The 26,025-nt window shown below is 52.7% G+C and carries 25 protein-coding genes, 2 pseudogenes and 1 riboswitch; of the genes and pseudogenes, 4 read left to right on the top strand and 23 right to left on the bottom strand.

What is annotated here, in order from left to right:
* The 12 genes and pseudogenes from HPY81_08075 to HPY81_08020 form a co-directional block, all read right to left on the bottom strand.
* A pseudogene (locus tag HPY81_08075) lies at positions 1 to 130 on the bottom strand (IS607 family transposase).
* A gap of 435 nt (positions 131 to 565) precedes the next feature.
* Positions 566 to 2,602, bottom strand: a complete 2,037-nt coding sequence (locus HPY81_08070; GenBank protein NPV27382.1) for a methyl-accepting chemotaxis protein — start codon at positions 2,600 to 2,602, stop codon at positions 566 to 568.
* A gap of 237 nt (positions 2,603 to 2,839) precedes the next feature.
* A riboswitch (cyclic di-GMP riboswitch) is annotated at positions 2,840 to 2,927 on the bottom strand.
* A gap of 159 nt (positions 2,928 to 3,086) precedes the next feature.
* On the bottom strand, positions 3,087 to 3,794 hold the full coding sequence (gene sigK / locus HPY81_08065) for an RNA polymerase sporulation sigma factor SigK (GenBank protein ID NPV27381.1): 708 nt from the start codon (positions 3,792 to 3,794) through the stop codon (positions 3,087 to 3,089).
* Positions 3,795 to 3,943: 149 nt separating this feature from the next.
* The gene (locus HPY81_08060; GenBank protein ID NPV27380.1) at positions 3,944 to 4,825 is read right to left on the bottom strand and encodes a hypothetical protein; all 882 of its coding nucleotides are present in this window, start codon (positions 4,823 to 4,825) and stop codon (positions 3,944 to 3,946) included.
* Positions 4,815 to 6,239, bottom strand: coding sequence for a chemotaxis protein CheA (locus tag HPY81_08055; GenBank protein NPV27379.1), 1,425 nt, complete (start codon positions 6,237 to 6,239; stop codon positions 4,815 to 4,817). Before HPY81_08055 ends, HPY81_08060 begins: the two co-directional genes overlap by 11 nt.
* 79 nt (positions 6,240 to 6,318) lie before the next feature.
* The gene (locus HPY81_08050; GenBank protein ID NPV27378.1) at positions 6,319 to 6,759 is read right to left on the bottom strand and encodes a response regulator; all 441 of its coding nucleotides are present in this window, start codon (positions 6,757 to 6,759) and stop codon (positions 6,319 to 6,321) included.
* Positions 6,737 to 7,543 carry a protein-glutamate O-methyltransferase CheR gene (locus HPY81_08045; protein ID NPV27377.1) on the bottom strand — a complete coding sequence of 269 codons (807 nt, stop codon included), beginning with the start codon at positions 7,541 to 7,543 and terminating at the stop codon, positions 6,737 to 6,739. Before HPY81_08045 ends, HPY81_08050 begins: the two co-directional genes overlap by 23 nt.
* A 24-nt stretch (positions 7,544 to 7,567) precedes the next feature.
* Positions 7,568 to 8,164, bottom strand: a complete 597-nt coding sequence (locus tag HPY81_08040; GenBank protein NPV27376.1) for a HEAT repeat domain-containing protein — start codon at positions 8,162 to 8,164, stop codon at positions 7,568 to 7,570.
* On the bottom strand, positions 8,161 to 9,219 hold the full coding sequence (locus HPY81_08035; protein ID NPV27375.1) for a chemotaxis response regulator protein-glutamate methylesterase: 1,059 nt from the start codon (positions 9,217 to 9,219) through the stop codon (positions 8,161 to 8,163). The genes HPY81_08040 and HPY81_08035 overlap by 4 nt, the downstream gene beginning before the upstream one ends.
* 6 nt (positions 9,220 to 9,225) lie before the next feature.
* The gene (locus HPY81_08030; protein NPV27374.1) at positions 9,226 to 10,719 is read right to left on the bottom strand and encodes a chemotaxis protein; all 1,494 of its coding nucleotides are present in this window, start codon (positions 10,717 to 10,719) and stop codon (positions 9,226 to 9,228) included.
* A 30-nt stretch (positions 10,720 to 10,749) separates the two neighbouring features.
* Positions 10,750 to 12,687, bottom strand: coding sequence for a methyl-accepting chemotaxis protein (locus HPY81_08025; protein NPV27373.1), 1,938 nt, complete (start codon positions 12,685 to 12,687; stop codon positions 10,750 to 10,752).
* 74 nt (positions 12,688 to 12,761) lie between these two features.
* Positions 12,762 to 13,385 (bottom strand): HD domain-containing protein, encoded by a 624-nt coding sequence (locus HPY81_08020; protein NPV27372.1) that lies wholly within the window; start codon positions 13,383 to 13,385, stop codon positions 12,762 to 12,764.
* 642 nt (positions 13,386 to 14,027) lie between these two features.
* Here HPY81_08020 and HPY81_08015 point away from each other — a divergent pair.
* The 3 genes and pseudogenes from HPY81_08015 to HPY81_08005 all read left to right on the top strand — a co-directional run bounded on the left by HPY81_08015 (position 14,028) and on the right by HPY81_08005 (position 15,369).
* Positions 14,028 to 14,177 carry a hypothetical protein gene (locus HPY81_08015; GenBank protein NPV27371.1) on the top strand — a complete coding sequence of 50 codons (150 nt, stop codon included), beginning with the start codon at positions 14,028 to 14,030 and terminating at the stop codon, positions 14,175 to 14,177.
* Positions 14,168 to 14,569: pseudogene (locus HPY81_08010) on the top strand (IS1380 family transposase). Before HPY81_08015 ends, HPY81_08010 begins: the two are co-directional and overlap by 10 nt.
* Before the next feature lie 434 nt (positions 14,570 to 15,003).
* Positions 15,004 to 15,369, top strand: a complete 366-nt coding sequence (locus tag HPY81_08005) for a helix-turn-helix transcriptional regulator (protein ID NPV27370.1) — start codon at positions 15,004 to 15,006, stop codon at positions 15,367 to 15,369.
* Between the two features lie 21 nt (positions 15,370 to 15,390).
* On the opposite strand, the gene HPY81_08000 is transcribed toward HPY81_08005, so the two are convergent.
* From HPY81_08000 to HPY81_07970, 7 genes are all read right to left on the bottom strand, one after another.
* Positions 15,391 to 15,942 carry an HD domain-containing protein gene (locus HPY81_08000; protein NPV27369.1) on the bottom strand — a complete coding sequence of 184 codons (552 nt, stop codon included), beginning with the start codon at positions 15,940 to 15,942 and terminating at the stop codon, positions 15,391 to 15,393.
* An 849-nt stretch (positions 15,943 to 16,791) separates the two neighbouring features.
* Positions 16,792 to 17,586, bottom strand: a complete 795-nt coding sequence (locus HPY81_07995) for a GGDEF domain-containing protein (protein NPV27368.1) — start codon at positions 17,584 to 17,586, stop codon at positions 16,792 to 16,794.
* Entirely contained in the window at positions 17,555 to 18,187 is a 633-nt protein-coding gene (locus HPY81_07990; GenBank protein NPV27367.1) for a hypothetical protein, read from the bottom strand. The genes HPY81_07995 and HPY81_07990 overlap by 32 nt, the downstream gene beginning before the upstream one ends.
* Complete coding sequence (locus HPY81_07985) at positions 18,184 to 18,585, bottom strand: anti-sigma regulatory factor (protein NPV27366.1); 402 nt, start codon at positions 18,583 to 18,585, stop codon at positions 18,184 to 18,186. Before HPY81_07985 ends, HPY81_07990 begins: the two co-directional genes overlap by 4 nt.
* A gap of 66 nt (positions 18,586 to 18,651) precedes the next feature.
* Positions 18,652 to 19,026: an STAS domain-containing protein gene (locus HPY81_07980; GenBank protein NPV27365.1), complete on the bottom strand. Its 375-nt coding sequence runs from the start codon at positions 19,024 to 19,026 to the stop codon at positions 18,652 to 18,654.
* Positions 19,004 to 19,753, bottom strand: a complete 750-nt coding sequence (locus tag HPY81_07975) for an STAS domain-containing protein (protein ID NPV27364.1) — start codon at positions 19,751 to 19,753, stop codon at positions 19,004 to 19,006. Before HPY81_07975 ends, HPY81_07980 begins: the two co-directional genes overlap by 23 nt.
* A 176-nt stretch (positions 19,754 to 19,929) precedes the next feature.
* Positions 19,930 to 20,181 (bottom strand): hypothetical protein, encoded by a 252-nt coding sequence (locus HPY81_07970; GenBank protein ID NPV27363.1) that lies wholly within the window; start codon positions 20,179 to 20,181, stop codon positions 19,930 to 19,932.
* 454 nt (positions 20,182 to 20,635) lie between these two features.
* Here HPY81_07970 and HPY81_07965 point away from each other — a divergent pair, with 454 nt between their 5' ends.
* A complete protein-coding gene (locus HPY81_07965) occupies positions 20,636 to 21,520 on the top strand; it encodes a spore gernimation protein (GenBank protein NPV27362.1) in 885 nt (294 codons plus the stop codon).
* Positions 21,521 to 21,538: 18 nt separating this feature from the next.
* Here HPY81_07965 and HPY81_07960 read toward each other — a convergent pair whose 3' ends face one another.
* Genes HPY81_07960 through mltG form a run of 4 tightly spaced genes read right to left on the bottom strand, consistent with a single transcriptional unit; the run spans position 21,539 to position 25,980 of the window.
* Entirely contained in the window at positions 21,539 to 23,323 is a 1,785-nt protein-coding gene (locus HPY81_07960) for a penicillin-binding protein 2 (GenBank protein ID NPV27361.1), read from the bottom strand.
* A gap of 55 nt (positions 23,324 to 23,378) precedes the next feature.
* Entirely contained in the window at positions 23,379 to 23,630 is a 252-nt protein-coding gene (locus HPY81_07955; GenBank protein NPV27360.1) for a DUF4911 domain-containing protein, read from the bottom strand.
* Positions 23,611 to 24,864, bottom strand: a complete 1,254-nt coding sequence (locus tag HPY81_07950; GenBank protein NPV27359.1) for a U32 family peptidase — start codon at positions 24,862 to 24,864, stop codon at positions 23,611 to 23,613. The genes HPY81_07955 and HPY81_07950 overlap by 20 nt, the downstream gene beginning before the upstream one ends.
* Positions 24,865 to 24,912: 48 nt before the next feature.
* Positions 24,913 to 25,980, bottom strand: a complete 1,068-nt coding sequence (gene mltG, locus HPY81_07945; GenBank protein ID NPV27358.1) for an endolytic transglycosylase MltG — start codon at positions 25,978 to 25,980, stop codon at positions 24,913 to 24,915.
* Positions 25,981 to 26,025: the final 45 nt, after the last annotated feature.

The raw sequence follows: 26,025 nt of genomic DNA, 5'->3' as shown, positions 1-26,025 counted from the left end.
CTATCAGTTCCCGAAACCCTTGCCGAACTTTTTTGCCACCGCGAGCGCCGTACAGCCGGGCCGAAAAAGATGTCACTATGGACAACAAATCCTGCAACAGCTCCGTGTATGCGTCTTCAGACTCTTTCTGCAAAGTGATCTCTATTTCTGCTGGATAAAAGTTCCATAATTTTATGATAGCAAAATAGTTAGGTACAGTCAATTATAGTACGGTTTCTTGAAGCTGTTACAAACATCCTTTTTTCGCATAATACGGGCGGAACACCCAACCGCTATCCAAGATAATGAGTCCAATAAGTACAGCAGTTGAAGGATGTTTTTGCAATTATTATAACCCATACATCGCTTTTATGAATTATAAATTATAATATGATTGATACTTAAAATTTTTTTTGTAAGCAAAGGAGGGAGCCTGAAAAACTCCCCCCAAAGGTCTCTGGAAATTTTGCTCAGCACGGTAAACAGCCGGTCAAAAGCAGCACGCCAGTCTTCCCCACCTTTAGCTTGGAAACGTGGAGAAAAGTACCATTTACTAGCCTCCAGCAGAACAATGTTGCTTCTAATCTTATACCTTGAAACGTTCTGTCTGTTCTTCCAGTTTTTTGGCCACCATCAAGATCTCCTGGGCGTTGGCGGCAATCTCTTCGGTGGTAGCTGAGAGTTCTTCAGCTGAGGCAGAGATCTCTTGCGCCGAAGCCGAAGTCTCTTCCGATACCGCACTGACGTTCTGGACCCGGTCCAGCACGATGTCTTTATTCTTCACGGTGCTGTCCATTTCCCCGTAAGTCGCCTCAAGCATGGGCGCGATGGCCGCTACTGATTCAAGGATATCGTCAAATGACTTGACGGTGTTTTCTACATTCTCCAGTTGCGCCACCACCTGCCGTTTTACTTCCTCCGAAGTAGCCACCACTTCATTGGTATCCGCGGCGATAGTGCCCAGCAGCGTCCTGATTTTATCAGAAGAAGCCCGAGACTGCTCGGCCAGCTTGCGGACTTCATCCGCCACCACGGCAAAGCCTCGCCCCGCTTCCCCGGCGCGCGCTGCCTCAATCGCTGCGTTCAGGGCCAGGAGGTTGGTCTGGTCAGCGATCCCGTTGATCACTTCCAGGATTTCGCCGACCTGATTTACGGAACCTCGCAAGCCAATCAGTTTCTCTGCCACCACCTGGAAGGCCTCGCGAACTTCTTTGATCGAGGCCACCAGGATATCCAGTTCTTTCTTGCCCACATCAGCCAGGCGCGATGTTTCTACGCTGTTGTCTTTAACACGACCCAGTTCGATATAGACCTTTTCCAGGCTGGAGGTTATGTTCCCAATCAGGCCCAGGATCTCCTGCAGGTGGCCCGCCTGTTCCGCGGCGCCCGCCGCCACCTGCTGGATGGCTCTGGCCACTTCGTTGGAAGAGGAAGCGATCTCTTCCGAAGCCGCGCTCAGGGTCTCAGAATTGCCGGCTAACGTTTTTGCCTCCCCCTTGAGACCGGCCAGCAGCGGTTTCAGGCTGGCCTGCAATTGGCCGATGGCCTGGACCAATTTCCCCACCTCATCACGCCGGTGGAGAAAATGCTCAGACACAGATTGGGTGAAATCGCCGCTGGCGATCAGACTTAAGTGGCCGACGGCCTGGGTTATAGGAATAGTAATCGTCCTGGCGATCACAAAGGTCAGCGCCAGCGCCGCAAAGATGATCACCAGGGACACCAGCAGCGCTGACTGTTTCAGGCCGGCGACCCGCTCCAGCACCTCGGCCCTGGGAACGTTGACCCCTACCGACCAGCCGGTGCTCTTGATGGGGGCGTAACCGATAACCATATCCAGACCCTGGTAGGTGTAGCTCGCCACGCCTTCCTCACCCTTGGCCATCTTGGCAATCACTGCGCCTATAGAAGAAAAAGACGGATCGGTCTTAGACTTCTCAATGTAGTTTTCCTGGGATTTAACCAGCTCGTTGTCTTTGTGGGCGATCATCTTACCGGTGCCGTCCACCACAAAAGCATAACCGGTTCGGCCGTAGGTAATGCTGGCCACCAGTTGACCGAGCCTTGTCCCATCCACCGTACCGGTCAACACCCCGGTTATCTCATTAGTGGCGTGGTGACGGACTGGCGAGGAAAAGATAAACACGACCGAACCATCGATCTTGCTGACAATCGTACTGGAAATAAACGATTTGCCCCCCAGAGCCGCCTTAAAGTAATCACGGTCGGCAATATTGGCCTTGCTGCCGTCGTGGTAAATTATCTCCCCGTTTTTGTCTGCTAGGCCCAACCGCTTGAATCCAAAGCTTTCTGCTCTTTTTAGTTCATCGCTCAGGGTCTGCAGCTTTTCCTCTAGGGTAGCCTCCCGGTCACCCGACTTACCACGAATAACGCTGGTGTTAGCCAGAGCTTCCACCACGTACAGCCGGGCCTGTAACCGGGTTTCCACAGTCTCAGCGGCCTGCTTGGCCAGCTTTTGCAGCGCCGTCACGGCCTCGTCTTCCAGCGCGCTTTTCGCTTGGTTGTAGCTCAATACGCCCAACACTGCACACCCAATCAGGACGATCAGTCCGAACAGTGCAGTCATCCTCATTTGCAGACTTCCATTAAGTTTTCCGATCATACTTGCTTCTAGTCGCCCCGCTCTTGACCGAACATTGGCCCGCGGGGAGACCTTGACCTCCTTCCCCAGATTCATCTGTCCAATTAAACACCGTTTCTGGGTAGATTTACTTTTAGTCACCCGCCCGCTTTCCAACCACAATTTCACCCTCTTTCTTTATTACTGGCGATCAACTTGATACGGCCGCCATCAAGGCGGCCGCGGAGAACAAACCCATCAACTTCAGCTCGCTTATCCCCCGGCAACCCGGCTGCCATATCCACGAGACGGACTTAGGCCCGCAGCTTTGCGCCCCCGCCTTTCGGCGGGTTTGCCTTTTCGAGAATTGAAATAGTCACTTTCAATATCTATTGTGGCATGTCTTGGTGAAGATTGTCAACTGAAACGGAGATTAGCGTTGAAATTCATCGAAATGCCATTTTTGACCAGTCTGTACGTCAGCCAGGCGTTAAATGTTTACGGCTTAAGAAGAACAATGGGGCCGCTAACGCGACCCTTCCGTAAATATTTCTTTGCTCAATTTTTGGATGGCTCTTTTTTCGATCCGACTGACGTATGAGCGGGAGATCCCCAGCATCTTGGCGATCTCCCGCTGGGTTTTGCGTAAGCCGTTGAACAACCCATAACGCAGCTCGAGCACATTGCGCTCTCGACTGTTCAAGCGTTTGACTTTATCCATCAAACTCCGTTCCTCGAACTGGGCTTCCACCACTTCGCTGACCACTTCCGCCTCCGTCCCCAGAACATCAATCAGCGTGATCTCATTGCCTTCCTTATCCATACCGATCGGGTCATACAGAGAAACTTCCCCGCGGCTTTTCTTCAACGTCCGCAGGTGCATCAAGATTTCATTCTCGATACACCGGGCGGCATAAGTAGCCAGCTTGGTACCTTTGCTCTGGTCATAGGTATTAATCGCTTTGATCAGTCCGATCGTCCCGATGGAGATCAAGTCATCGCTGTCTTCGCCGGTGCCGTCGAACTTTTTCATGACGTGGGCCACCAGGCGTAAATTGTGTTCGATGAGGACGTTACGCGCCTCTTCGTCTCCTTCTTCCAGACGTTTTAAGTAATACGTCTCTTCTTCTTCCGACAGGGGTTGGGGAAAAGTCTGATTGGTGATATAGGAAACCAGCAGGGCCAAACCTTTAAGCACCGAAACGGCGGTCAGAACCCACAGTTCCAAATTCACAGAGAATCCCCCTTCTCTTCGTGCGTGCTCTACATCATATGGGGTTCTCTGTGAATTTGTGCTTGTATCAATGCGGAATAGCCATGGTAATTAATACCAAGGCAAAAGACTGTCACAATTTTGATTTGGGTTTTGTACGTTTATACTGTTTATTGATATTTATCAATAAAAAAGCGGCGGAAAACGCGCATGGTCAATTCGTCTTTTGAATAAAGCAGCCAGTCACGCCGCAGCGCTTCACCAATAAAACGGAAAGCCCGGTCATCTAGTTTTACAGCACCTGGCGAAAACTCAAGGGCAATACGCTTCCCCTCCGACGCCAATGCCTGCGCCCGGTCTAGATAATTCTGCCAGTCAGGCTCCTCCACCTTCACCCGGTACCTGACATCTGCCTCCAGCACATCGGTATAACCGGTCACATACTTCAGGATTTCTCTTTCGTTGCAGTCACTCTCGACAGCCAAAGTGATTTCATCAGGACGTATTCGCCCACCGACGAGTTCGCTTTCTGACGGCTGGGCAGCTTCTACTGTACCGATCTCCTCCATCCGCTTGAGCAAAACAAAAGCGCGCGCCGCACACATTCCCGAAGAGCTGTCCAGCGCTACCCGCACCAACCATTTATTCCCCTGATTATTTGGTCCAACTGAGTCTGTCTGTCCCACGGGCCATTCAAGTTGGCCGAGCACCCGGTGATAATCGGCCGGCAGGCAGTCTTCGCGCCCTTTTTCCACATTTTCAATCAGGATGTGCAGCACATCTTTTGACTGGAGCAGCAGGCTGCAGATTTCCTGGTTTATCGCCACCCGGCCCTGCCTGATTTCCTCCAGAAAATTTTCCATTTTATGCCCGAACTCTGCTACCGGTTTACACCCCACACAAGCCGCCGAACCTTTCAAAGTGTGGGCAATTCTGAAGATTGCATCTATAGATTCAAGATCGCCCTCTTCCAGCCCCAAAAAAAGCTGTTCAAGCATGTCCAACTGCTCATGCGCCTCATGCAAAAACTCCCGCATCAGATCAAGCGCCATAATCCGTCCTCCCCACCACACTGGAGTCTAAAATCAAAGCAATTTTTCCACTGCCCAGAATGGCCACCCCGGTGAAAATTTTCAAGGAAGTTAACTGGGAAGGAAGATTCTTCAACACCACATCCTGCTCACCCTGTATCCCCGCCACAGCCAAAGCCACCCCTGACAACAGAATAACCAGGGTAAGCTCTGCTGTCTCTGCTGTCTCTGCTGTCTCTGCTGTCTCTGCTGTCTCTGCTGTCTCTGCTGTCTCTGCTGTCGGTGCTTCGCGACCAAGCAGCCGCTCAAGACGAATAACCGGGTATACGGTATCACGCAGCGCCACTACCTCCCGGCCTTTCAGACAGTGCAACTTTTCGAGCGGAATCTTAACAATCTCCTTGACTTCACTTACCGGCAATCCGTACAGACCACCACCGCATTGCAGCAATAAGACCCGCATGATGCTCATGGAGATGGGCAGTTCCAGGGTCACCTCCATCCCTTTTCCCCACTCGCTCTGCAGTCCCACTTTTCCTCCCAACCGTTCGACCGCATCCTGCACCACATCCATCCCGACCCCACGCCCGGAAACATGGCTGGCCACTTCCCGCGTGCTGAAACCAGGCGCAAATATGAGCTGCAGCGTATCTTCCAGCGTCATCCTCTCCATCTGCTCAGGCGAGATCAACCCACGCTGGAGCGCTTTGCGCTTAACTGCTGCCGGATCAATCCCTGCGCCATCGTCCTTCACGGTGATGATCACCCTTTCTCCTCGGCGTTCAGCCTTGAGCAACAGTTCGCCCCGGTCCGGCTTTCCACGCTGCCGTCTTTCCTCTGGCGCCTCTATTCCGTGGTCAATCGCGTTGCGGACAAGGTGCAGCATCGGTTCATAGAGGGCAGCGCTGACACTGCGGTCCACCGCCACCTCACCGCCCACAATTTTAAACTCGACTTTTTTATTCAGTTCTTGCCCCAATTCGCGTACCACCCGCCGGAATCGCTCAAACACAAAACTTATCGGCATGAGCCGCATTTCCATGACGATGTCCTGAATTCCCCAGCTCATGCGGTTAAGCGACGCCTGATATTCCTTAAACTCACGCAACAGTTCTGGTGGCAATCCTTTCTGTTCCAAACGCTTAATTAAATAGGTGATCCCATTAGTGGTGACGATGAGCTCTCCCGTCAGCGCCAGCAGACCGTCGATTTTTTCCTGTTCTACTCTGACCGTTGTGGAAAACTCTCCACTTTCTTTCTCTACTTCGCGGGAACGGAGAAACCCACCACCTTTGACTTTTTCTCCGGTTAAACAATCGCGCAAAAGCTGCTGACAATCAGCGATATACGCCTCCGCTTTGACTTCTAATTCCATGAAAAAATCGCCATCACTTGGGATCACGTGGATCTGGCTCAACCACCCTCTTTCTTCCATTCTTCGTATGTAAGGCCAAGCGTCACGGCCGGCCAGTTCGTAAGCTGATATCCTGAAGGTTCTGCCTTTTCTCTCCATATCAAGCTCCCTCACCGTTGCTGGGCCCGCCATTGCTGGCGCCAAACATCATACAGGCATTAATCAGTTCTGCCGGGCTGACCGGTTTGACCAGATACAGATCTGCCCCAGCATTGTACGCTTCCAGCCGGTCTTTTTGCCCGGCCTCGGTCGAAATCACAATAATCCCGACCTTCGCGCCCCGTTCACTCTTCCGGATCTCTTTCGCTAAATCATAACCATGCATCTTCGGCATATTCACGTCTGCCAGGACAACATCATAGTCGTTCTGGAAAAACTTTTCCAGCCCCTCATAGCCATTGTCCGCCAGGTCAACCTGGTGTCCTTCCTTGGTCAGAATGCTGGCATGATACGCCCGGACTGCACTCGAATCGTCCACAATGAGGACACGCGCCATATATCCTGGTGCCTCCCTTCTCTCATTTTTGGTAGATGATCGCATTCCTGAAGCGGGCAGGCTTAAACAAGGTGCTGATCCGGCTCATGGACTCTGAATGCCCCAGAAAAACGTAGCCCTTCGGCTCCAGCGCCTGGTAAAACTGCATGGCGACGCGGCGGCGCGAGAAGTCGTCAAAGTAGATGAGCACATTGCGGCAGAAAATCGCCTGAAACCCTTTCATATTCCTCATCGCAGCATCATCCATCAGGTTCAACTGGGCAAACTTTACATATTTCCTTACGGAAGGAGAAACAGCGTAATTTTCTCCCACCGTTGTGAAATATTTCTTGAAGTAGACGTCAGGCACCTGGCGCACAGCGTAATGGCTGTATATCCCTTTTTTGGCTCTGGCGAGCACCTCCGTATTGATATCCGTTGCCTCGATCTCCCACTGGACCTCTTCGCCTACCATCTCCTGCATTATGATCGCCAGGGTATAGGCTTCCTCGCCCGAAGAACAGCCCGCGCACCATAACCTGATCCGGCCCCTCTCCGCGGCTTCTGCCTTCCACATTGGGATAACTTCCTCAGCCAAACATTTCAGCTGGTCGTATTCACGAAAAAAATAGGTCTCGTTCACCGTAAGACTGTTGAGCAGTTCCTGCCACATCCGACCCGTGCGGTCAAACCGTAAGGCACCGAGGTACGCGGTAAAATCACTGAAGCCGTGTTTTTCCATCTGCTGGTCCACGCGTTTTTCTACGTAGTACAGTTTGTTATCCTCGTAGTAAATCCCAGACTCCCGGTAAATGTGTTCCCGCAATCGTTCAAATTCTGTCCTATTCATTGATACCCCTTTTTCTCCCCCGTCCTAAGTTTTTGCCAGCATCTCTGGGTAACCACGCAGGCGGGTCAGCACCCTTTCTATTATGTAGTCAATATACGGATGATTGAACCTGACTCGGCACTGTTCCACCAGCCTGGCGTCTGAGAGGTCGCCCGCTTCACCGAGGTATTCGAGCGCGGCCCCCACTACGTTCACGTCGCTGTCTAAACGCACAGTTTTCCGCAGCAACTCAAGGGCCAGGGGATTTTTGCTCCGGCCAAGTACATGGACAGTCATTACCCGGGTATCTCGGTCACTGTCCTGCAGCAGGGTTTCAAAGACCCGTGCCGAATACTCATCGCTCTTGCAGATCAAAACGTCAAAGGCAATGCTCCGCAGGCTCGCCTCTTCGCTGCTCAACAAAACTGCCACTTCCTCAATCACCTCTTCGGCCGGCAGCATGAGCAGCGCATTGGTCATCGCTTCTTTGACCACTGGGTCTTTCTCCCGCCTGAGCGCCTGCACCAGCACCCTGGCCGCGCCTGGTACATCAAGAATGCCCAGGCTGTTTACTGCCTCCAGGCGCTCGTCGGGCTCTTCAGCGTTTTCCAATATTTCAGCCAGCTCCTTAAAATCCGTCACCTTACCCCGCCTCCTATTTTTTTCTGGATGAGATCAGCAATGCGGTAACTGGGCGCCACCTCCGCCGCTCCGCCCCGGACTATCGCCGCCCGCGGCATGCCCCACACTACTGCCGTTTCTTCACTCTCGGCTACCGTCCAACCGCCGCGTCGCTTTAGTTCCACCATGGCGTCAGCCCCGTCATCACCCATGCCGGTTAAAAGAACCCCGATTGACTGTCGAGGATCAAAAGTTTCCATCAATGCGTGCATGGTCACGTTGACTGAAGGCCGGAATTGAGCATCTTCGGGCTTCGGCGAGAGATGACAGACCAGAGCTCTGCCTTCCCGCCTGAACAGCAGTTGCTGTCCGCCTGGCGCCACTACAGCGAGCCCATTGTGCAGCCTCATCCCTTCCTGGGCTTCGCGCACCAAAAAACCGCAGCACTGGTCTAACCGATTAGCCAGGCTGGTGGTAAAACGCGGCGGCATGTGCTGCACCACAACGATGCCCGCCGGCAGATCCCTGGAGAACGCCGGCAGGATGTCCTCTAACGTCCGCGGACCGCCCGTTGACACGCCGATCATTACCACCCAATCCAGGTCGATCGCCTTTGCTGACACCCTCTTGTTTTCACGAACATCTTTTCGCCGAGGCGCGCTTGCCATCCGCACTCTGGCCCTGGCCACCGCGCGCACCTTATTGATGATCTCTTCAGTCAGCTTGCCGATACCAAGGGAAATCGTTCCATCCGGCTTGGCCACAAAATCCACGGCGCCAAGGGCCAGTGCCTCCAGCGTTGTGATTGCCCCGGCCTGAGTCAGTGAGGAGATCATCAGCACTCTTGCCCGGGTGTTGGACGTGATGTAGTGCAGAGCGGTGAGTCCATCCATCCGGGGCATGTTAATGTCCAGAGTAACCACATCAGGCTGGAGGGCGATGGCCTTTTCCACTCCCTCTTGCCCGTCTCTGGCGACATCAACCACCTCAATGTCAGGTGCTTGCTCCAGCATCTGTTTTATTGTCAGCCGCATGAAGGCCGAGTCATCTACTACCAGCACCTTAATTCGCTTCATGCTACATCACTTCCGGCTGTCCATCTCCTGTTTCGCCTCTCCTTTTCCCCAGGAAAACACCTGTTGGTAGTCTAAGAGCATCACGTTCCGCTCGGCGCTAAACTTGGCTATCCCCGCGACAAAAGATTGAAGCCCTTCTTTAGCCAAAACCTGCGGCGGCTCTTCGATCTTGCTGATGCCGATCTTGGTCACCTCTTTTACCCCATCGACCAATATCCCCAGCAAGGATGAACCGTCTTCGCAGATTAAGATGCGCGCCTGCTCGTCCACCGCTCTTTCCTGATAGCCAAACTTCCGCCGCAGGTCGATCACCGAGACAATACTTCCCCGCAGGTTCAAAATCCCTCTCACAAAGTCCTGGGTCTTCGGCACAGCGGTTATCTGGCCCACCCTGATGATCTCGCGCACTTTATCTATCGGCAGGGCAAATTCTTCATGGCCGATAAAAAAGGTCACCAACTGCCGCTCTTCTTCCAAAATAAGCCGCCTGTTACCAGCGCTCTCCGCCGCGCTCTCGCTCTCCCATTCCTTCAAGAAGGTATCGTCCCGTAAAAGCTTGGCAGCGTCCAGGATGAAGATCATGCGTTCATCTGAGAGCCGACAGATGGCCGTAAACTCGTCACCCGCCTGCCTGACCATCGGTGGTACCGGCTCCAGCAAACGTTCGGGTACCCGCAGTACTTCAGCTACGCTGTCTACCACCAACCCAACCGCGTTTTTCCTCCCTCTCCCCACATAGGTCACCACAATTCTGCCGCTGTCGGTATCACCTTCGGCCAGCCCAAAGATTCTCCTCAGGCTGATCAAGGGCAAGATCCTCTCTCGCAACGACACCAATCCCTGCACATAAGGAGGCGCCTCAGGCACTGTGTTCCAGGTCTCTGGCAAATGAACCACCTCCTGCACCTCCGTGATGTCCAGGGCATATTCCTCGTTTCCCACCCGAAAGGTCAAAAGCTGACGTTCCTTTTCCTGGACCCGGCTTTCTCCTCCCGCGTTGGTCTTGAGAAACCCTCCATTGTCACGGCGGGTGGCAATCTGGCTGCCGCTTGAATCCGCATCCATAAGCATCCGGTCCACCTCGATAAGCAGAATAAGCTTTTCTCCATTTAGCCGGGCAACACTGGTCACATATCCGCCGGCGGTGTCCTGATCACGAAATTCTTCGATATCCTTGGCCGGGATATCAACAACACCATCCACCCGGTCGACCACATAACCCGCGCGTCTGCCATCAACATTGACCACGATCACCCGGTTGCTCTCATCGTTGACCGTGCCTTTGATCCCCAACCGCAGCGTGGTATCGTAGACAGGCAGAATATTCCCCCGGAGGTTGGCAAGCCCCCGCATATAGGGGGGCGTCAAAGGCACTTTGATGATTTCAGGCACCCGGATAATTTCCTGCAAGAAATCTATGGCTAGGCCATAGCATCCATCACCCAAACGAAACATTACATACTGGCCAAGATTTTCTGCCGTCGCGCTGGCTGCCGCCACGTTCTTTACCTCCTCACTTTTCAATTTTTCTCAACCCTGCTGCAGCTCATCGGCCAGGGCCGCGATCTCTTCGATCGCTCGCGCCAGTTCTTTCATGCCTTCGGCCTGCTGACGGCCGGCCGCCGCCGCCTCTTCCGCCGCTTTGCTGGCTTCCTGAGCTGCCACCGCGATCTGCTCTACTCCTTTAGCCGCCTCTTCTACCCTGAGCAAACTTTCGTCTGCCTGCTTTTTGACCGTCTGAACCCCCTCTAGCACCGCGCGCATATCCGCCTCGATAACCTCAAGGTCCCCCACCGTTTTTCTGGCTTTTTCCGTTTCCTTCTGCAAATCCTCACCAATGTCGGTTATATCGCGGAGCACGTTCAAGATCATTTCCTGGATCGCTTTGACCATTTCTTTGATCTGTTCCGCGTTGCGGGCACTCTCCTGAGCAAGGTTACGGATATCAGACGCCACCACCGCAAACCCTTTGCCGTATTCGCCGGCCCTGGCCGCCTCGACGGCGCCGCTTACCGCCAGCATGTTGGTCTGGATGCTCACACTGGCAATGGTATCTACAATCTTGTCAATCTGGCGAGCGTTTCGTTCCAACTGATTAATTTTATGAGCGTTTTCCATGTTATTAGCCGCTGCCCGCCTGATCCCGGCAATGAGTTCGTTTACTTTATTCTTGTTCGCGGCCAGCAAATCACTCAGTTCCTGTGTCGCTAACAGCGACTTCTCTGCTTCTCTGGCGATCACGCCCATGGACTTTTCAATCTGCTTGATGGCGCTGGCAGATTCTTCTGAGGCGGATGCCTGGTCTTCCGCCGACTTGGCGATCTGGTTAATTGCCGCATTGATCTCCTCGCTGGAGCGGCTGACTTCCTCGATGGCTGAAGATAGCTCCTCTGCCGCCGCCGCCATCCCCTCCGCCGATTTCACCAAATCAGTCGACCTCTTGAGTTCATCAGCCAGATCTGCTAAACTACTACTGTTGCTACTGATTTCGGCCAGTGCCCGGGCTTGCTGCTCTACACTCTGTAAGGCTTGTTCTGTGGCACTGGCCTGCTCTTCAGCCGTGGCCGCGATCTGTTCGCTCCCCTTCTGGAACTCGGCCACCGCTTTTTCCACCTCACTCACCAGTTGTTCGATCCGGACTGCCCCCTCGTCTACGCTGGCAATGGATACGGCAATCTTTTTCAATTCTTCCGTGATGACTTTGCCCTTTTCGGTTTCTCCTCTGGCAACCTCTGCTGCTTTGTTTATGGCTTCGGCCACTGTTCGCACATACTCCTGCACAGTGCCGACTATTTTTCTGATATCGCCGGCCGCTTTCTCCGAAGTTTCTGCCAGAGTTCTCACCTCATCCGCCACGACCGCAAACCCACGGCCGTGTTCACCCGCCCGCGCCGCTTCAATCGCTGCGTTCAGAGCCAGCAGATTGGTCTGGTCGGCTATTCTGACCACGGTCTGCACGATTTCGCCGATCCTGGTTGCCTCCTCTTCCAACTGTGCCACCAGCCGTGCTGACTCTTCACTGCGGGCAGCGCTTGTGTCCACTCCCTCGATCAGCACCTCAATATCCTTCGTGGTGTAGGCGATCACGTTTTTTATCGCGGCACATTTGGCCAGAGACTCACGCGCGCTCTTTGTTGAGACGCTCGCGGCTTCGCCGATCACCTTGATGGCGGCCAACGATTGCTGGGTCGCCCCGCTCGCCTCCTGCGCCCCACTGGCGATCTGCTCCATGGCGCTTCTCAGTTCCTCGACGGCACTTGAAGCCTGCTCTACACCAGAAGCCAGCTCTTCGGTCGCGGTGGCAATCCGCTCCGCGATCTGCTGCTGTTTGGCATACGTTCGGGCCTGGCGGCGCTTTGCCTCTGCCTCCGCCTGTCTTCTGACCCTGAGATCGGCCACTTCCTCGCCACTGTTTCTTCGGCTGCCCTCTGGCAGGGGTTCAAGAGTTTTTTTGGACTGCAGTGTCATCTTGCTGAAGGTCCCTCCTTAAATTTCCTTAAATTATTGGTTTATGCTAATTTGTTTTAGCCAACAACCTGCACCTAGTTTACAGATACTGGCGTTAACAACTTGTTGCTCTCCGCTGTCTCTTTTAAGTTTTCTAGATTCATTTCCACCAGGCACCACACCAGGCTGCTGTCCAGTTTTCTGCTATAAGCTTCCTCTAACATTAAGTCTAACGCTTTTTTGACCGGCAGCGCTCCCCGGTAGGGACGCGGGCTGATCAGGGCCGAAAACACATCGGCTACAGCCAGCAACCGTCCACCTGGACATATCTCCTTGCCTTTCAGGCCAGCCGGATAGCCCGTCCCGTCCAGCCTTTCATGGTGTTGGACACAGGCTCTGATCAATTCAGGCGGGTACGCATACTTAAGCAAAATATCGCCGGTGTATCTAACATGCTGCTCCACAGTTTTGCGTTCACCAGGGGTGAAGATCTTCGTGCTATGCAAAATGCTGCGCGGTAAGTTGATTTTACCGATGTCGTGCAGCGTTCCCGCTTCACGTAGCCAGCCGCACTGGTCTTGCCAGCCCAGCTCGTTCGCCATCTGCCAGCACAGCTCACCGACCTTCAGGCTGTGATTCGCCGTGGTTTCATCAACCGCTCTGAGGTATTCGAAAAGCGCCTGGGTTCTGGGGAATAAGAACCTGCTGCCAACTCCCATGTCTTCGTCCCACTCCTTGCCAGAAGATATATATATAATATATATATATTTTTATTACAAATTTTTAAATATTTTAAATTGTTTTTTTTTTTTTTCTGAATATTTTCTTCGATAATAAAAGAAGAACGTCTTCAGTCTGTACCGGTCTTAAGCGTTCCTCCCAAAATCACCTGAATTGTATTCAGGCATGCTGTTTCTTTTATATCTGCCTGGAACAACGACACCCTTTGAACCTTACGGCGATCTGTTGATACTATTTGACGAAACGCTCTGAAACTTCGGCCTTGATCACACTTGCAGCAGGGTTTATTACCCCCTCTGCCGAACTAGAGGCAAGGAAAGCACAGCACCTTCACCATCTGCAGGCCTCGCTTGTCTCCCGTAGTGCCTTGCCATCCTCTTTGTTTCAGTTATCATGGATCCCTTCAGCTAATTTCTAACTCTGGAATTATTCACTTTTTTTTCATAACACAAACGATAACATAAATAAGGGGGTAAAAATTAATGGACTCGCATTTTCTTTTAACCTGAATCCGTGAACTAATAACACAAAAAGGCTCGATAATGAAAGAAAAATATCGTAATATATAGGATATAAGGCAATAATCGCCATTATAAATCTTCATCTGTGAGGTATCGAAAATGAAAAAATTTATTATCGAGCAATCAAACGAAGATCTCATCCCAGTTTCCGGACTTGCCCTTGTTGGCAGTTTGCTTAATAAGACCAATCTAAAACTGCGTCTCAATAAAACCACGGTTAAAGGTGCACTCACTAAAATATTGAAGTAGAGACCTATTGGACTTCGCTGCCTGATCCCGAGGAAGAGATCATCAGGCTGTACCATGAACACGGCATCTGTGAACAATACCACAGCGAGATCAAGACTGAGCTGGATTTAGAAAAGCTGCCCCGTGGCAAATTTGCCACCAATGATCTGATTCTGCATCTAGGAATTTTAGCTTATAACCTCTTGCGAATAATTGGACAAATGACAGTAAATTTACCCCATGGATTGGTTCCACTCCGTAAAAAAGCTCAGCGGCGGCGGATTCGGACAGTCATCCAGAATGTGATTACCATTGCACCGCAACTTGTTAAGCATGCGCGACAATCCTTGCTGCGTTTTGGTAAACACAGTCCCTGGCTCAAAACATTCCAGGGAATCTATGGAGTTATCTAAATTGAAGCGATTGAACGCTCATTGAATTCGCTCCAAACTCGGCATCCTAATTGCCAAGAATAATTTTGGCAATTAAATTGGTATACCCATTTTTAAGCCAAAGATTAGGCTTCGGGAACGAGGGGAGACTTTATAATGAAGAAAGTATGTCAGTAGCTGGGTTTAGAAGAAAATAATCCCCTCAATTACCTTTTACTTGGCATTAACTGGATATGCATGATTGTTTTTCACGGATTCAGGTTTTAATTTTTACAGCATAAAAATAGCACAGCACCTTGCCGCGACACAAAATTCATATAACGGCATCAGCAGGCAAAAATTTTGAATATCGACGTTTTGTATAATTTTTGACTTTTTATCGTAAATTTTTACATTTTGTCAATATAAAACTTGATTGTTTTAGTTATGTATATTTAAGGAGGAACAAGTCCAATATGAATACATCCTTAGGCAGCCGGCTCAAATATTACCGTCAGCGGTGCAACTTGACCTTATCCGACGTGGAAAAAATCACCGGCCTTCACGTATCCACCATTTCCAGTTATGAAAGAGGGACGAGAGAACCTTCCAACAGCACATTGCGCCTTTTAGCTGACGCCTACAAGGTCAATGTGGCTTTTTTATTTTTAAACGAAGAAGAACTGGCTGAACTGCTATCACTCAACCAGCCTGCTCCGACATACAGGGACAGCTTGCGTCCCGATATTCAAGATCTTTTGCCAGTCCTGGCTAAATTAAAACCGCAATCGGTCAAGATGCTCCGTAAATTCCTCACATCTCTCCTGTCCGCTGAGGAGTGAAAAACAAGCGTTGACCAGCAGTTATGTCACTGACCCGCTGTACAGATCAAGGACAAAGGAGCGGTTGTATCTGGGCATTGGACTGTTTTCCACCACATGGATTTTACTGCCATCGACCCTGAGCTTAACCTCTGCCTTCCGCCTGGTGATCCCGGCAGAAAGACCGTCGATCAAGCGAAAGAACCGATACATCGGCAAAAGGTAAGCCGGAAAATCACCAGGCAGACCTTCTTCCGCATGGTGGTGATACTCGATCAGGACTACCGTATTCGGGTTTAAATTGTAGATACCTCTGGCCAGGGCAGCACCCCGGGCAGCGTGAAGATAACCAGGTTCAAAGACTTCCTCCGGCCGGACCAGGTCACCGACTTTCAAATCAGGCTGTACCTTGCCAAGGTCGTGGAAAATGGCGGCATTTACCAATACTTCTTTCTCAAGGCCTGGCAGCTCCATGAGCCCCTGCTGGAAGGTATCAGCCAGCAGCTTCAAGATGTTGATCACGTGCCGGTAGACTCCCTGGGAAATAACCCCGGTGATCCTGATCTTCTCACTGGCAGCATCGTATTCGTCCATGTACTCCACGACCGAACGGAGTCTGGCGGCAACCCGCAGGTCAGGCATCAATACCGCCAACGCCAGTTCCGCCTCATCTCTGGACTGCGCGAGCGTCTTCATCAGGTTATGCTCACTGGTTATATCGACGAAAATCAGAACTTTTCTTTTTCCGTTTACAGTACGACCAGCAATCTCGCGTACATAAACGTGGTATTTGCGCCCGTTTTTCCCTTCAAGTAAAGGTTGCACCTTTGGCATTACGATCGACTTCAGGCCATCGCTGGACACCTCCTGGCCGCCTATGATCTTCTTGGCCAAGGTATTGGCATAAACGATTTGCTCGTCTTCTGAAAACAAAACGATCCCCAGTGGGACCAATTCGACCAGTTCCACAAAAAATTTCTCAGTCAACTGGTGTCTGGCGATCTCCTCGTCCCGCTGCTTGGCTAATTCTTCCATCAAACCAGCTGTTGAGAGCAGGTAACCAGCCCGATCCTGGGCAGAAATAAAATAAGGCAAAGCCCGGTGCTGCCTGGTAAACCATTGTCTGATCTGCTCACAGTCCAAAGCCGGGTCCACGTGGTCACTTTCCACCAATGGCTGATAGATATCTCTGGCGCGCAATGTTTGCCCTTCCCCGGTCATTGTCCCTCTCAGCACATCTATTGCTTCAATCCAACCAAGTGGTTCGCCTGACTCCGCCCGCACCAGAACCACCGGGTTGTTCTTCTCCAACATCACGCGCGCGAGCTCAGTCAAGGTCATATTTTCGTTTACTTCCTGGAGTACAGCATGCTCCTTTCTGCTCCATGTTTCCTCGGGGCCTTGCGTCGGCATGATTTCCATTACGGCTCCCTCCCATATCAATTATATTAGTTCGACACAGACCACCCGGTTTTTTCCTTCTTTTTTCGCGGTGTACATGGCCTCGTCAGCCCGGGCGATCAGCTCGTTTACACTGGGGGTGGTGCCCGTGCCGCTGTATTCCACAGCCCCGATACTGACCGTAACCGTTAAGTCAGCAGTAGGTAGGAAGCGCTGCCCTTCAATCTGGGTTCTGATTCTCTCCAGGGCAATCTGAGCTTTGCTCAAACCGGTCTCTGGCAGGATGATGACAAATTCTTCGCCGCCGTACCTTACTACTTTATCCATCGCCCGCAGCGCTTTTTTGATTACGCCAGCCGCAGCCCGCAGCACTTCATCACCCACCGCATGGCCGAACTGGTCATTGATGTCCTTGAAGTTGTCCAGGTCGAGCATCGCTACCACCAAAGGCTTGCCCTTTTCCTGGGCCGCTTTGAGCAGGCGGTTCAATATGTTGTATAAGGCCAGACGGTTATAAAGGCCGGTCAGCAGATCACGCTCCAGCTGATCCTTCAACTGGAGCAAGAGGGAATCGAGCACCACCAAGATCTGCGCCAAGAACTCGGTGGCCCGGTCAATGTACACCCACTGAATGGCATCAACGTCCCGTCTTATCCCCATAACCTCCCGGAACGCCCGGGTATGGATGTCCAGAATGTTCGCCGCCTGGAGCTCTTTATCTTCCAACCCCTCAACCAGGTCCTCGTACGCTTTCAGCAACACCCCTTCGGCCCCGCCAGCGCAAACATACTCCTCCAAATGATTCTTATAAATGGTGTAATAGGTCTCCAGGTTCATTCTTACACCTCCTCGCCACCAAAACACTGGCGTCATCTTCCGGAATCCCATATTCTTCCAAGATCTGGGCGGTGATCTGCTGTCCCTCGCTGTCCCAAAACCAGCGCCGGCCATCGGCTGGCACAAAGGTGCGCCTGATCCCATCAGAACAAACAATGATCCCTTCAGCCCCCTGGACCTGGCGCACCAGTGGCACCAGTTTCCTTCCGCCCACTACTCCAGTCTGTCCTTTTAAAAGCTCCCAGCCGCTACCGGTGTTCCACCAACCCCGGATGTTGCCTACCATGACGAAACGCAAAGAACTGTCGATTAATGAGCCCAGGAAAAGAGCACAGCCCCTGGTCCGACTGGCACTTTGCTCGATCTGATTGAAAGCAAATGTTATGTCTGCGGGGTGGGCAAGCAAGATCCTCTGCAGAGCTTCCGCGCTCCGGTAAGCATCCTTCCCATGGCCCAGCACGTCGATCAAGGCGAAAACAAGTCCTTCCGCTCCCCGATAGGCATGACACAAATCCCCGCCCACCGGCAACCCTGACCGCGGCCGCCAACAGGACCAGATCTGCCATCCCTGGCCTTCCGCGGTCCACCAGGAGATCCTCAAATCTTGCGCCTCCTTTTTTCGGCGATGACTACTGTGCCATAACCGGCTACCGAATATATCTCAAAGGCATCCATCAAGCGTTTAACGCCGGGCAGGCCAATTCCTAAGCTGCGCTCGTAAGTTGTATAACCCCTGGTCATTACCAGTTCCACATCTGGAATGCCAGGGCCACGGTCCACCGCGATTACTTCCAGGCACAGATTGTTTTTATCCTCTTGCCGTCGCCTGGTCAAGATCCGGCCTTCCCTGGCATAGCGGTAAATATTGCGGGCTAATTCTGAAACCGCGGTAGCAATTTTGGCCGTGTCAGCCAGAGAAAAACCAGTTTCCTGGGCAAGTTGCTTGACCATATGACGCGCTACCGCTATATCTCCTTCCTTCACCACCCGGACCACCATATCGAACTCCCCGGCCGCATTATTTAAGTAGGCATCTATTTTCTCTTTGGCCAACACTGCCCCCACCTACCACCCGCTGGCAAGGACCAAGGCGTGTTCCAAGTCACGGGCGATGACAAGCTCTGACAGACTGACTCCCATTTGCGCCAATGTTAACGCCACCGGCGGCTGAAGGCCACACAAGATCGTGCGACAGCCCATAAGGCGAGCCATCGCCGCCGTTTCTGAAAGCGTATATGAGATATAGCTGTCGATCACCTCAACCATCCGCACATCCAGGATGATCGCCTTTGCCCTTGTACGCTCGATTTCTGCTGTCAATTGCGCCTGCAGCCGATTGACCGTGCTGTCATCCAGGTCGATCTGAATCGGCACCAGCAGGTAATCGGCCACCTGCAGAATAGGCACTACCGCCTCATCAATAATCTTCGACATTGGCATCTTCGCTCCCCGCTTCACTGCCGGCCAGGCTTACTGCCAGCTGTTTGCGTCTTTTCTTTTCTTCCATAGTTATGGCTATTCCCTGCCGCAGGGCATCCTCTAAATCGCGAGCAATGGACACCATCCGGAAATTCAGCCCCAGTTTGACCAGGGTGTGTGCCACGTCTGGCTTAATGCCGGTGAGAATCACTTCCGTCCCCAGAAACTTGATCGCGCTGAACATCTCGATCAGGAACTCACCGACAGCCGTGTCAATCATTGAGACCCCGGTCACGTCGACCAGCACGACCTTGGACCGCGAAGAGCTCACCCGGTGCAGCAACTTCTCCGCGATATCCTGGGCCCGCTGGTTATCAATGTTCCCGATCATCGCCACCAGCAGGATGTCCTGCCAGATGCGAATGATGGGGGTAGCCAGCTCAGAGAGCATCTGCCGCAGCTGGTTTAAGGCAGTTAGATTTTCCCGCCGCATCTGCCCCAAGACCTTAACTGCTGCCTGGAGCAGATCCGTAACCGGTAATGAAGGCAGCTCGTCTGACAGCTTGACTATTCCAGCCACCACGTTTTCCTCCTCTAAATCTTCCAGGAGGGCCCGCAGTGCTGCCATGAGGTTGTCCGTTGCCGCCTCTCCGGCTGAAACAGCCGCTAATACCTTGCGCCACAGGTCTCGCTGCCGGTTATCATCCGTCATTTCACTGATAATTGCGTTGATTCGAGTATTATCCATATGCTTCCCCCCAATATATCATGTCGCCTATGGTGATAGAATAGAAATATATCACTTAGAAAATTTTAAAATAAACAACCCAGTTAAATCAATAATCATCAGTTAGATCAATAATCAGATAATAATGATCAACCGCACAGCAATAGTTAGCTAAAAAAGCTGGCTGGCCGCTAAATTCACTTTATTCTTCTAAGATGAGCGGTCTCCATCTGCAATACATCGACTTTAGCCTCGATACGTTCCAGTGCAGCGATAATGCGATCATTTATGCTGCTCTGCGTCTCCCGCGCGTCGAACAAGGCGCGGACCTTCTCTATGACTTCGTTCTCCAGTCTTGCTTCCAGCTTTATTAAGCGGTCCCCGAGTACTTCCTGGCCTTCTTCCAGCTTCGTTAAGCGGTCCCCGAGTACTTTCTGGCCTTCTTCCAGCTTCGTTAAGCGCTTCCCGAGTACTTCCTGGCCTTCTTCTAGCTTCGTTAAGCGCTCCCCGAGTACTTCCTGGCCTTCTTCCATTGCTGTTTGCTTCTTTTTAATCTCGGAAACATCCGCTTTCAGTTCAGCCTGGCCGTTTTCTAAATTACCCACTCTTGAATTAAGCGTCCGCAATTCACCAAGGATTTGTTTTAGGACTTCTTCCATTTTGCCGTTGCTCCTTTCAGAGAGTATGACAAAAAAGCATTAGAAACATGGACTATACCGACCCATAATTTCGGGGATTGACTTATTGGCTTGTTTTTAGTTTACTATTTTTTTACTTCAGCGTAAATTACTTGTTTCTGCAGGAATTTTTGTTACAAATACGGAAATATTTGAATAGAAAACTCTTCGTTGGAATAAATAAAATAATAGGTAACTGTTTTAAAATTATCTGGAGGTGTAGCAATTGAAGACGGCAAAAAAACTGGTGGCACCGCTGGCAGTTTTACTGGTTTTCATAGCCTTTCTGGTTGGTTGTGCCGTTTCCCGTCAGAACCAGCCAACAGTCCCGGTCCAACCAAGTGAACAAAAACCACCGGCGCCGTCAGCCCAAATCCCAACACCGAAAGCCAACGTCGCCGTGTATTATCTCAAGATGACCGAACGTGATGCCTATCTGGTTCGGGAAGTACATCAGGTTGAACCTGCGCCGGGTGTCGTTCAGGCCGCTTTGTATGAACTAATTAAGGGCACCCCGGTTACGCCAGGAGCAAAGCGGGTTCTGCCTCCGGAAACAAAAATTCTGGGTGTTAAAATTGATCAAGGTTTAGCAACCGTTAACTTTTCCGCCGAGGTGCTCAAGGCCAACGTCGGAGCGACCGGAGAAGCTCTAGGGATCACCAGCATCGTCAACACGTTGACTGAATTCCCCAATATTAAAAAAGTTTCTTTTTTGGTGGAGGGCAAGTTAGACGAGAGAGCTAAGGACTGGTGGGGACATGTAGGTCTGTACAAACAACCATTTAGCCGGAACTTGCAGGTTGTTCATGAACCAGCCATCTGGGTCACGGCGCCTGCTCCCGGGCAGGTCATCACCAGCCCGGTGGAAATCCGCGGCAGTGCCCGCGTCTTTGAAGGGACCGTAAATGCCCGCTTAAAAGACACCAGTGGTCGGATTCTGGCCCAGGGGTTTACCACGGCAACCCAGGGAGCCCCGGGGCGCGGAGATTTTCAGCTTAAACTCGACTTCAAACCGACTGGCCCGGGAAAAGGCCAGATCGAGGTGTCCTGGATCAGCCCCAAGGACGGCAGCGAACTGGACAAAGTGGTGGTGCCGGTAGAATGGCGCTAGCGGAGCGAGCCTCCGTGCTTATGGGCGGTTGCCATTATCCTCAGATAGGGGGAGTTGTCGCATCTGGCGGACAATTTCCCGGAAGACGGGGGCAGCACTCTTACCGCCAGTACTCCCTCCTTCCACCAGTACCGCTACTACCCACCGGGGTTGATCAAGAGGTGCATAGCCGGCAAACCAGGCATCAGTAATCTCGCGACCGGTGGGATTCTTACGCCCCGACTGAGCAGAACTGGTTTTGCCGGCACAGCCGCCGGGTACCCAGGCCGCTTGACCCGTTCCCCATTTGGTTACGGCCTCCAGCATCACCTGCAGTTGGCGTGCGGTTGCGGGGCTGATTACCCTCTCTTTACTGGCAGAAGGATATTTGCTAACTGTTTGCCCGTGCGAGTCCAAAACAGCCTTAACCACCCGCGGGGGGGCATAGGTTCCTCCATCGGCAACGGTGGCCAACAGCGAAGCCACCTGCAGCGGAGTCAAACGAACCCCTTCCTGTCCGATCGACGCATTTCCTAACCGCCCCGGTTCGTGCGGTCCAATCTCAAAGTGTTCCCCTTGAGCAAGCGGGTAGCCAAGCAAGACATCCTGCCCTAAGCCAAACTTTTCGGCAAAAGCCAGCAGACGATCGCGCCCTAACCGCAGTCCTAGCTCAATGAAAACCGGATTACACGAGACAGCCATAGCCTCCAGTAAAGTCAGATTTCCGTGTCCGGTTCTCTTCAAGCAGGGGATGGCCAGCTTCTCATTGAAGCAATATTTACCACTACAGTAAAAGTGTTCGTCGAGCTTTGTTATTCCCTCCTCCAGGGCCGCCGCCGCCACCACCAGTTTGAAGATTGAACCAGGGTAATACAAGTTCAACGCCCGGTTGCGAAACTCGCTGGCCCCTTCCTCGCGGAGGTATTTGGCCACTTCATTCTGATTAAAGTTCGGCCGACTGGCCATCGCCAGGACATCTCGCGTGTCAATGTCCAAAACCACCACCGCGCCGCACGGTACCCGTTCATCCATCACCTTTTCCACAATGGTTTGCACGTCGCGGTCCAGGGTCAGCACCACATGATGACGGGTTCCTTCACGCGGGCTTTCTGTTTTGGCGCGCAAGTTAAGACCGGCGATCGGCTGGCCGGTGGCATCGACCAGCGCGGCGACCGATGCGGCATCATCCACTCCCCGCAACTCACTTTCGTAAATACTTTCAATCCCTTTTTGACCGATAGTGTCCCCTAACCGGTACGCACGCGGCTTACCGGTTTGGTCTAATACAGCCCATTGCTGCGGGGTGATCTGCCCGACGTGGCCGACCAGGTGCGTGGCCAGAGAGTGCGGCCCATATCGCATCTTCAGCGGCAACACATACACCCCGGACAGGTGTAAGGCCTTCACCCGCTCAAGTTCCTCCCGGCTCAGTCGCGTTTTCAGGACGAACGGGGCGGTATTGACCCGCTGACCGCCGCTTCTGGCCGGCAGTTCAGCCAAACAGGACAATTTGTCGGGCGGCAAATCGAGAACCTTCTCCAGGGAGGTAACGGTCTCATTGATGTCCGACATCAGTGACGGAAAGACTACCACCCCGGGCTGCTCAGAAACATCAGTCAGGCTGCGCCCCTGCCGATCAAGTATATCACCCCGCGGGTATTCTTCCAGGATTACGGTTTGACTGCGTAGGTTCACCGCCTGACGCGCCAGTTGCTTCCCCTGGACCAGCTGTAAATAACCCAGGCGGCCAGCCCAAATCAACCAGACAAAAGAAAATAAGAAAAGCAGACTGGTGATCCGCCGCTCTCTCCGTAGTACAAACACGGTACCTCACCTCTGGCCAGTCAAGTATCTATAGACTGAGCCAAAGCGAATATTTTTATACCGTGCCCTGATCAATAATCTTAATTGTTCTGGGGAAAGAATCCAGCAGGGTGATCACTTCCGCCCGCGTGTCTGGGGTTACCCAGATCACCACCCGTCCCAGACGGCGGTCAAGGGTGGTCACCAGACCCAAACCATCAGTTGCTTCCAGCACGCGGTTGAGAAAATCGATATCGTGGGGGTAGACCTCAAGCAGGATGCGAAACCGTGGGTCGTGGCTTAAGGGATCAATCCGCACCGGCCCCATCTCCCTTTTCGCCCATCACTCGGGGTCGCCTGAGCAGGTCAAAGGCCTCTACTGGCTGGTCAACCCGGATCTGCACCAGTTGCTGCGGATGAGGCGCTGCCTCAATCGCCTGACCGTCGAGGTCATACAACTCGGTAAGCAGTTGCGTAAAGAGAGCCGTCCGCGGTCCCACCACCTCGATTTCCTCTCCCCGCGCAAAATGCCCCCGCTGCTCCACAACAGCCAGTCGGGTCACGGGATTATACTCCCGGACCAAGCCGATGAAATCATAGGTGCGCCGGTAAGAACTGTTACCGTAGATCTGATCCTGTGCCGTCGGCTTACCAAACAAAAACCCGGTGGTGTAATCCCGGTGGCTGACCTTGTCCAACTCAGCCATCCAGGCTGGGTTAAGCTGAAACTGGTCGGGATCAGGCCAGCAAGCATCGATCGCCTGCCGATATGCCCGCACCACGGTCGCCACATAATGGACGCTTTTCATCCGTCCCTCGATTTTAAAACTATCCACGCCCGCCTTAATCAGTTCAGGCAGGTAAGGCAGGAGGCAGAGGTCGCGGGAATTGAAGATGTATGTCCCCCGTTCATCCTCGATTACTGGATAAAACTGACCCGGTCTCTTTTCTTCCACCAGGGCATAGCGCCAGCGGCAGGGGTGGGCGCACTCCCCGCGATTGGCATCCCGACCCGCCAGATAGTTGCTGAGCAAGCAGCGGCCGGAATAAGCAATGCACATCGCGCCGTGGACAAAGACCTCCAGTTCCACAGTGGTATGGACGCGAATTTCTTTGATCTCGGGCAAAGAGAGCTCCCGAGCCAGGACAATCCTTTTAACTCCGTGTTCTGCCCAGAATTGAGCGCTCGCCCAGTTGACGTTGTTCGCCTGAGTGCTCAGGTGCAGGGGCAGATCGGGAACTGTTTCCTGGGCGATCTTGATCACCCCCGGGTCAGACACCAGGAGCGCGTCTGCCCCAATTTTGCGGAGGGTTTCCAGGTAACTGGGCAGTGCGTTCAGGTCAGCGTTATGCGGAAAAATATTGACCGTGACGTAAACGCGCACACCCCGTTCATGGGCGAACTGAATTCCTTCCTTCATCTCGGCAATTTCGAAGTTATCTGCAAAAGCCCGCAGTCCAAAACTCTTGCCGCCGAGATATACAGCATCCGCACCGTACCTGACTGCCATCTGGAGTTTTTCCAGGTTGCCGGCCGGGGCCAGCAGTTCTGGTTTGCGCATTGAGCCATCCCCGCTTCCCGTAAGCTAATCGCCACCCCATCACCCAATTCAGGGGTAATAGCCGTAGCGCTGTCTGGCCACGTTGTGCTCGGCCAGGCTGGTCGTAAACTCGTGCGTTCCGTCATTGCGCGAGACGTAATAAAGGTAATTGTGGTTGGTTGGGTTTAAAGCCGCCTTGAGTGAATCTTCCCCAGGGGATGCGATCGGTCCCGGCGGCAGGCCGGTATGCCGGTAGGTGTTGTAGGAAGAATCTACCTCCAAGTCCCGATACAGCACCCGCTCCCGGTGTTCACCCAGGGCGTACAGGATCGTGGCGTCAACCTGGAGAGGCATCCCCAGCCGCAGGCGGTTGTACAGCACCCCGGCGATGATCGGCCGTTCTTCACTGACCTTGGCCTCCTTTTCAATCAAGGAAGCCAGGGTTACCCACTCTCTAACCGACAGGTTACGTTCCCGGGCCTGGGCGCGTAGTTCGGGCGTAGCCACCTGGTCAAACCTTTTCAGCATCATCCGCACGATCTCCCGCTCACTCGTCCCGCGCGTGATCTGATACGTCGACGGAAACAAAAAGCCCTCTAACTGATTTTCTCCCGGTGATACCCCGTCGAGGAAATCAAAATCATAACTGTCCTTGGTGGCAGCCAGAAATTTTTCCCGGTCTACAAATCCCTTCTGGGCCAGTAAGTCGGCGATCTGCTTAATGGTGTAGCCCTCGGGGATGGTGAACGAATATGTCCGTACCTCCCCCCGCACCAGTTTGTCCACGATTTGCGGGAGGGACATCTGGGGAGACAGGGTATATTCTCCCGCTTGCAAACGGTAATCAACCTTCCGGTACTTGGTGTAAATATAGAAAAAAGTGGTGTTGCGGATCAGCCCTTGTTCGTACAACATTTGTCCAATCTTTACTGTTGAAGCCTGAGGGGGAATATTGACCACGACCGGTTCTCCGGCGGCGGGATTGACCGGCGCCAGCAAAACGCTGGTTTGTCGGGTAACGACCACGACGGCCAAGAGCAGCAGCAAAACCCCGACCAGTAAAAGACGTCTGGTCGGGGTAATTGCCTCCTGCCACCGGTGCCAGAAGCGGAGCTTGTCTAACTTAAGGCTATCCATCGCTCACCCATCCTTAGCGCCAATCCGATCTGGAACACTGGGCGC

Source organism: Bacillota bacterium (assembly GCA_013178045.1).
GTDB lineage: Bacteria > Bacillota > Ch66 > Ch66 > Ch66 > Ch66.
Note: the sequence above shows the minus strand (reverse complement) of the source record. Positions and strands in the feature narration are given on the sequence as shown.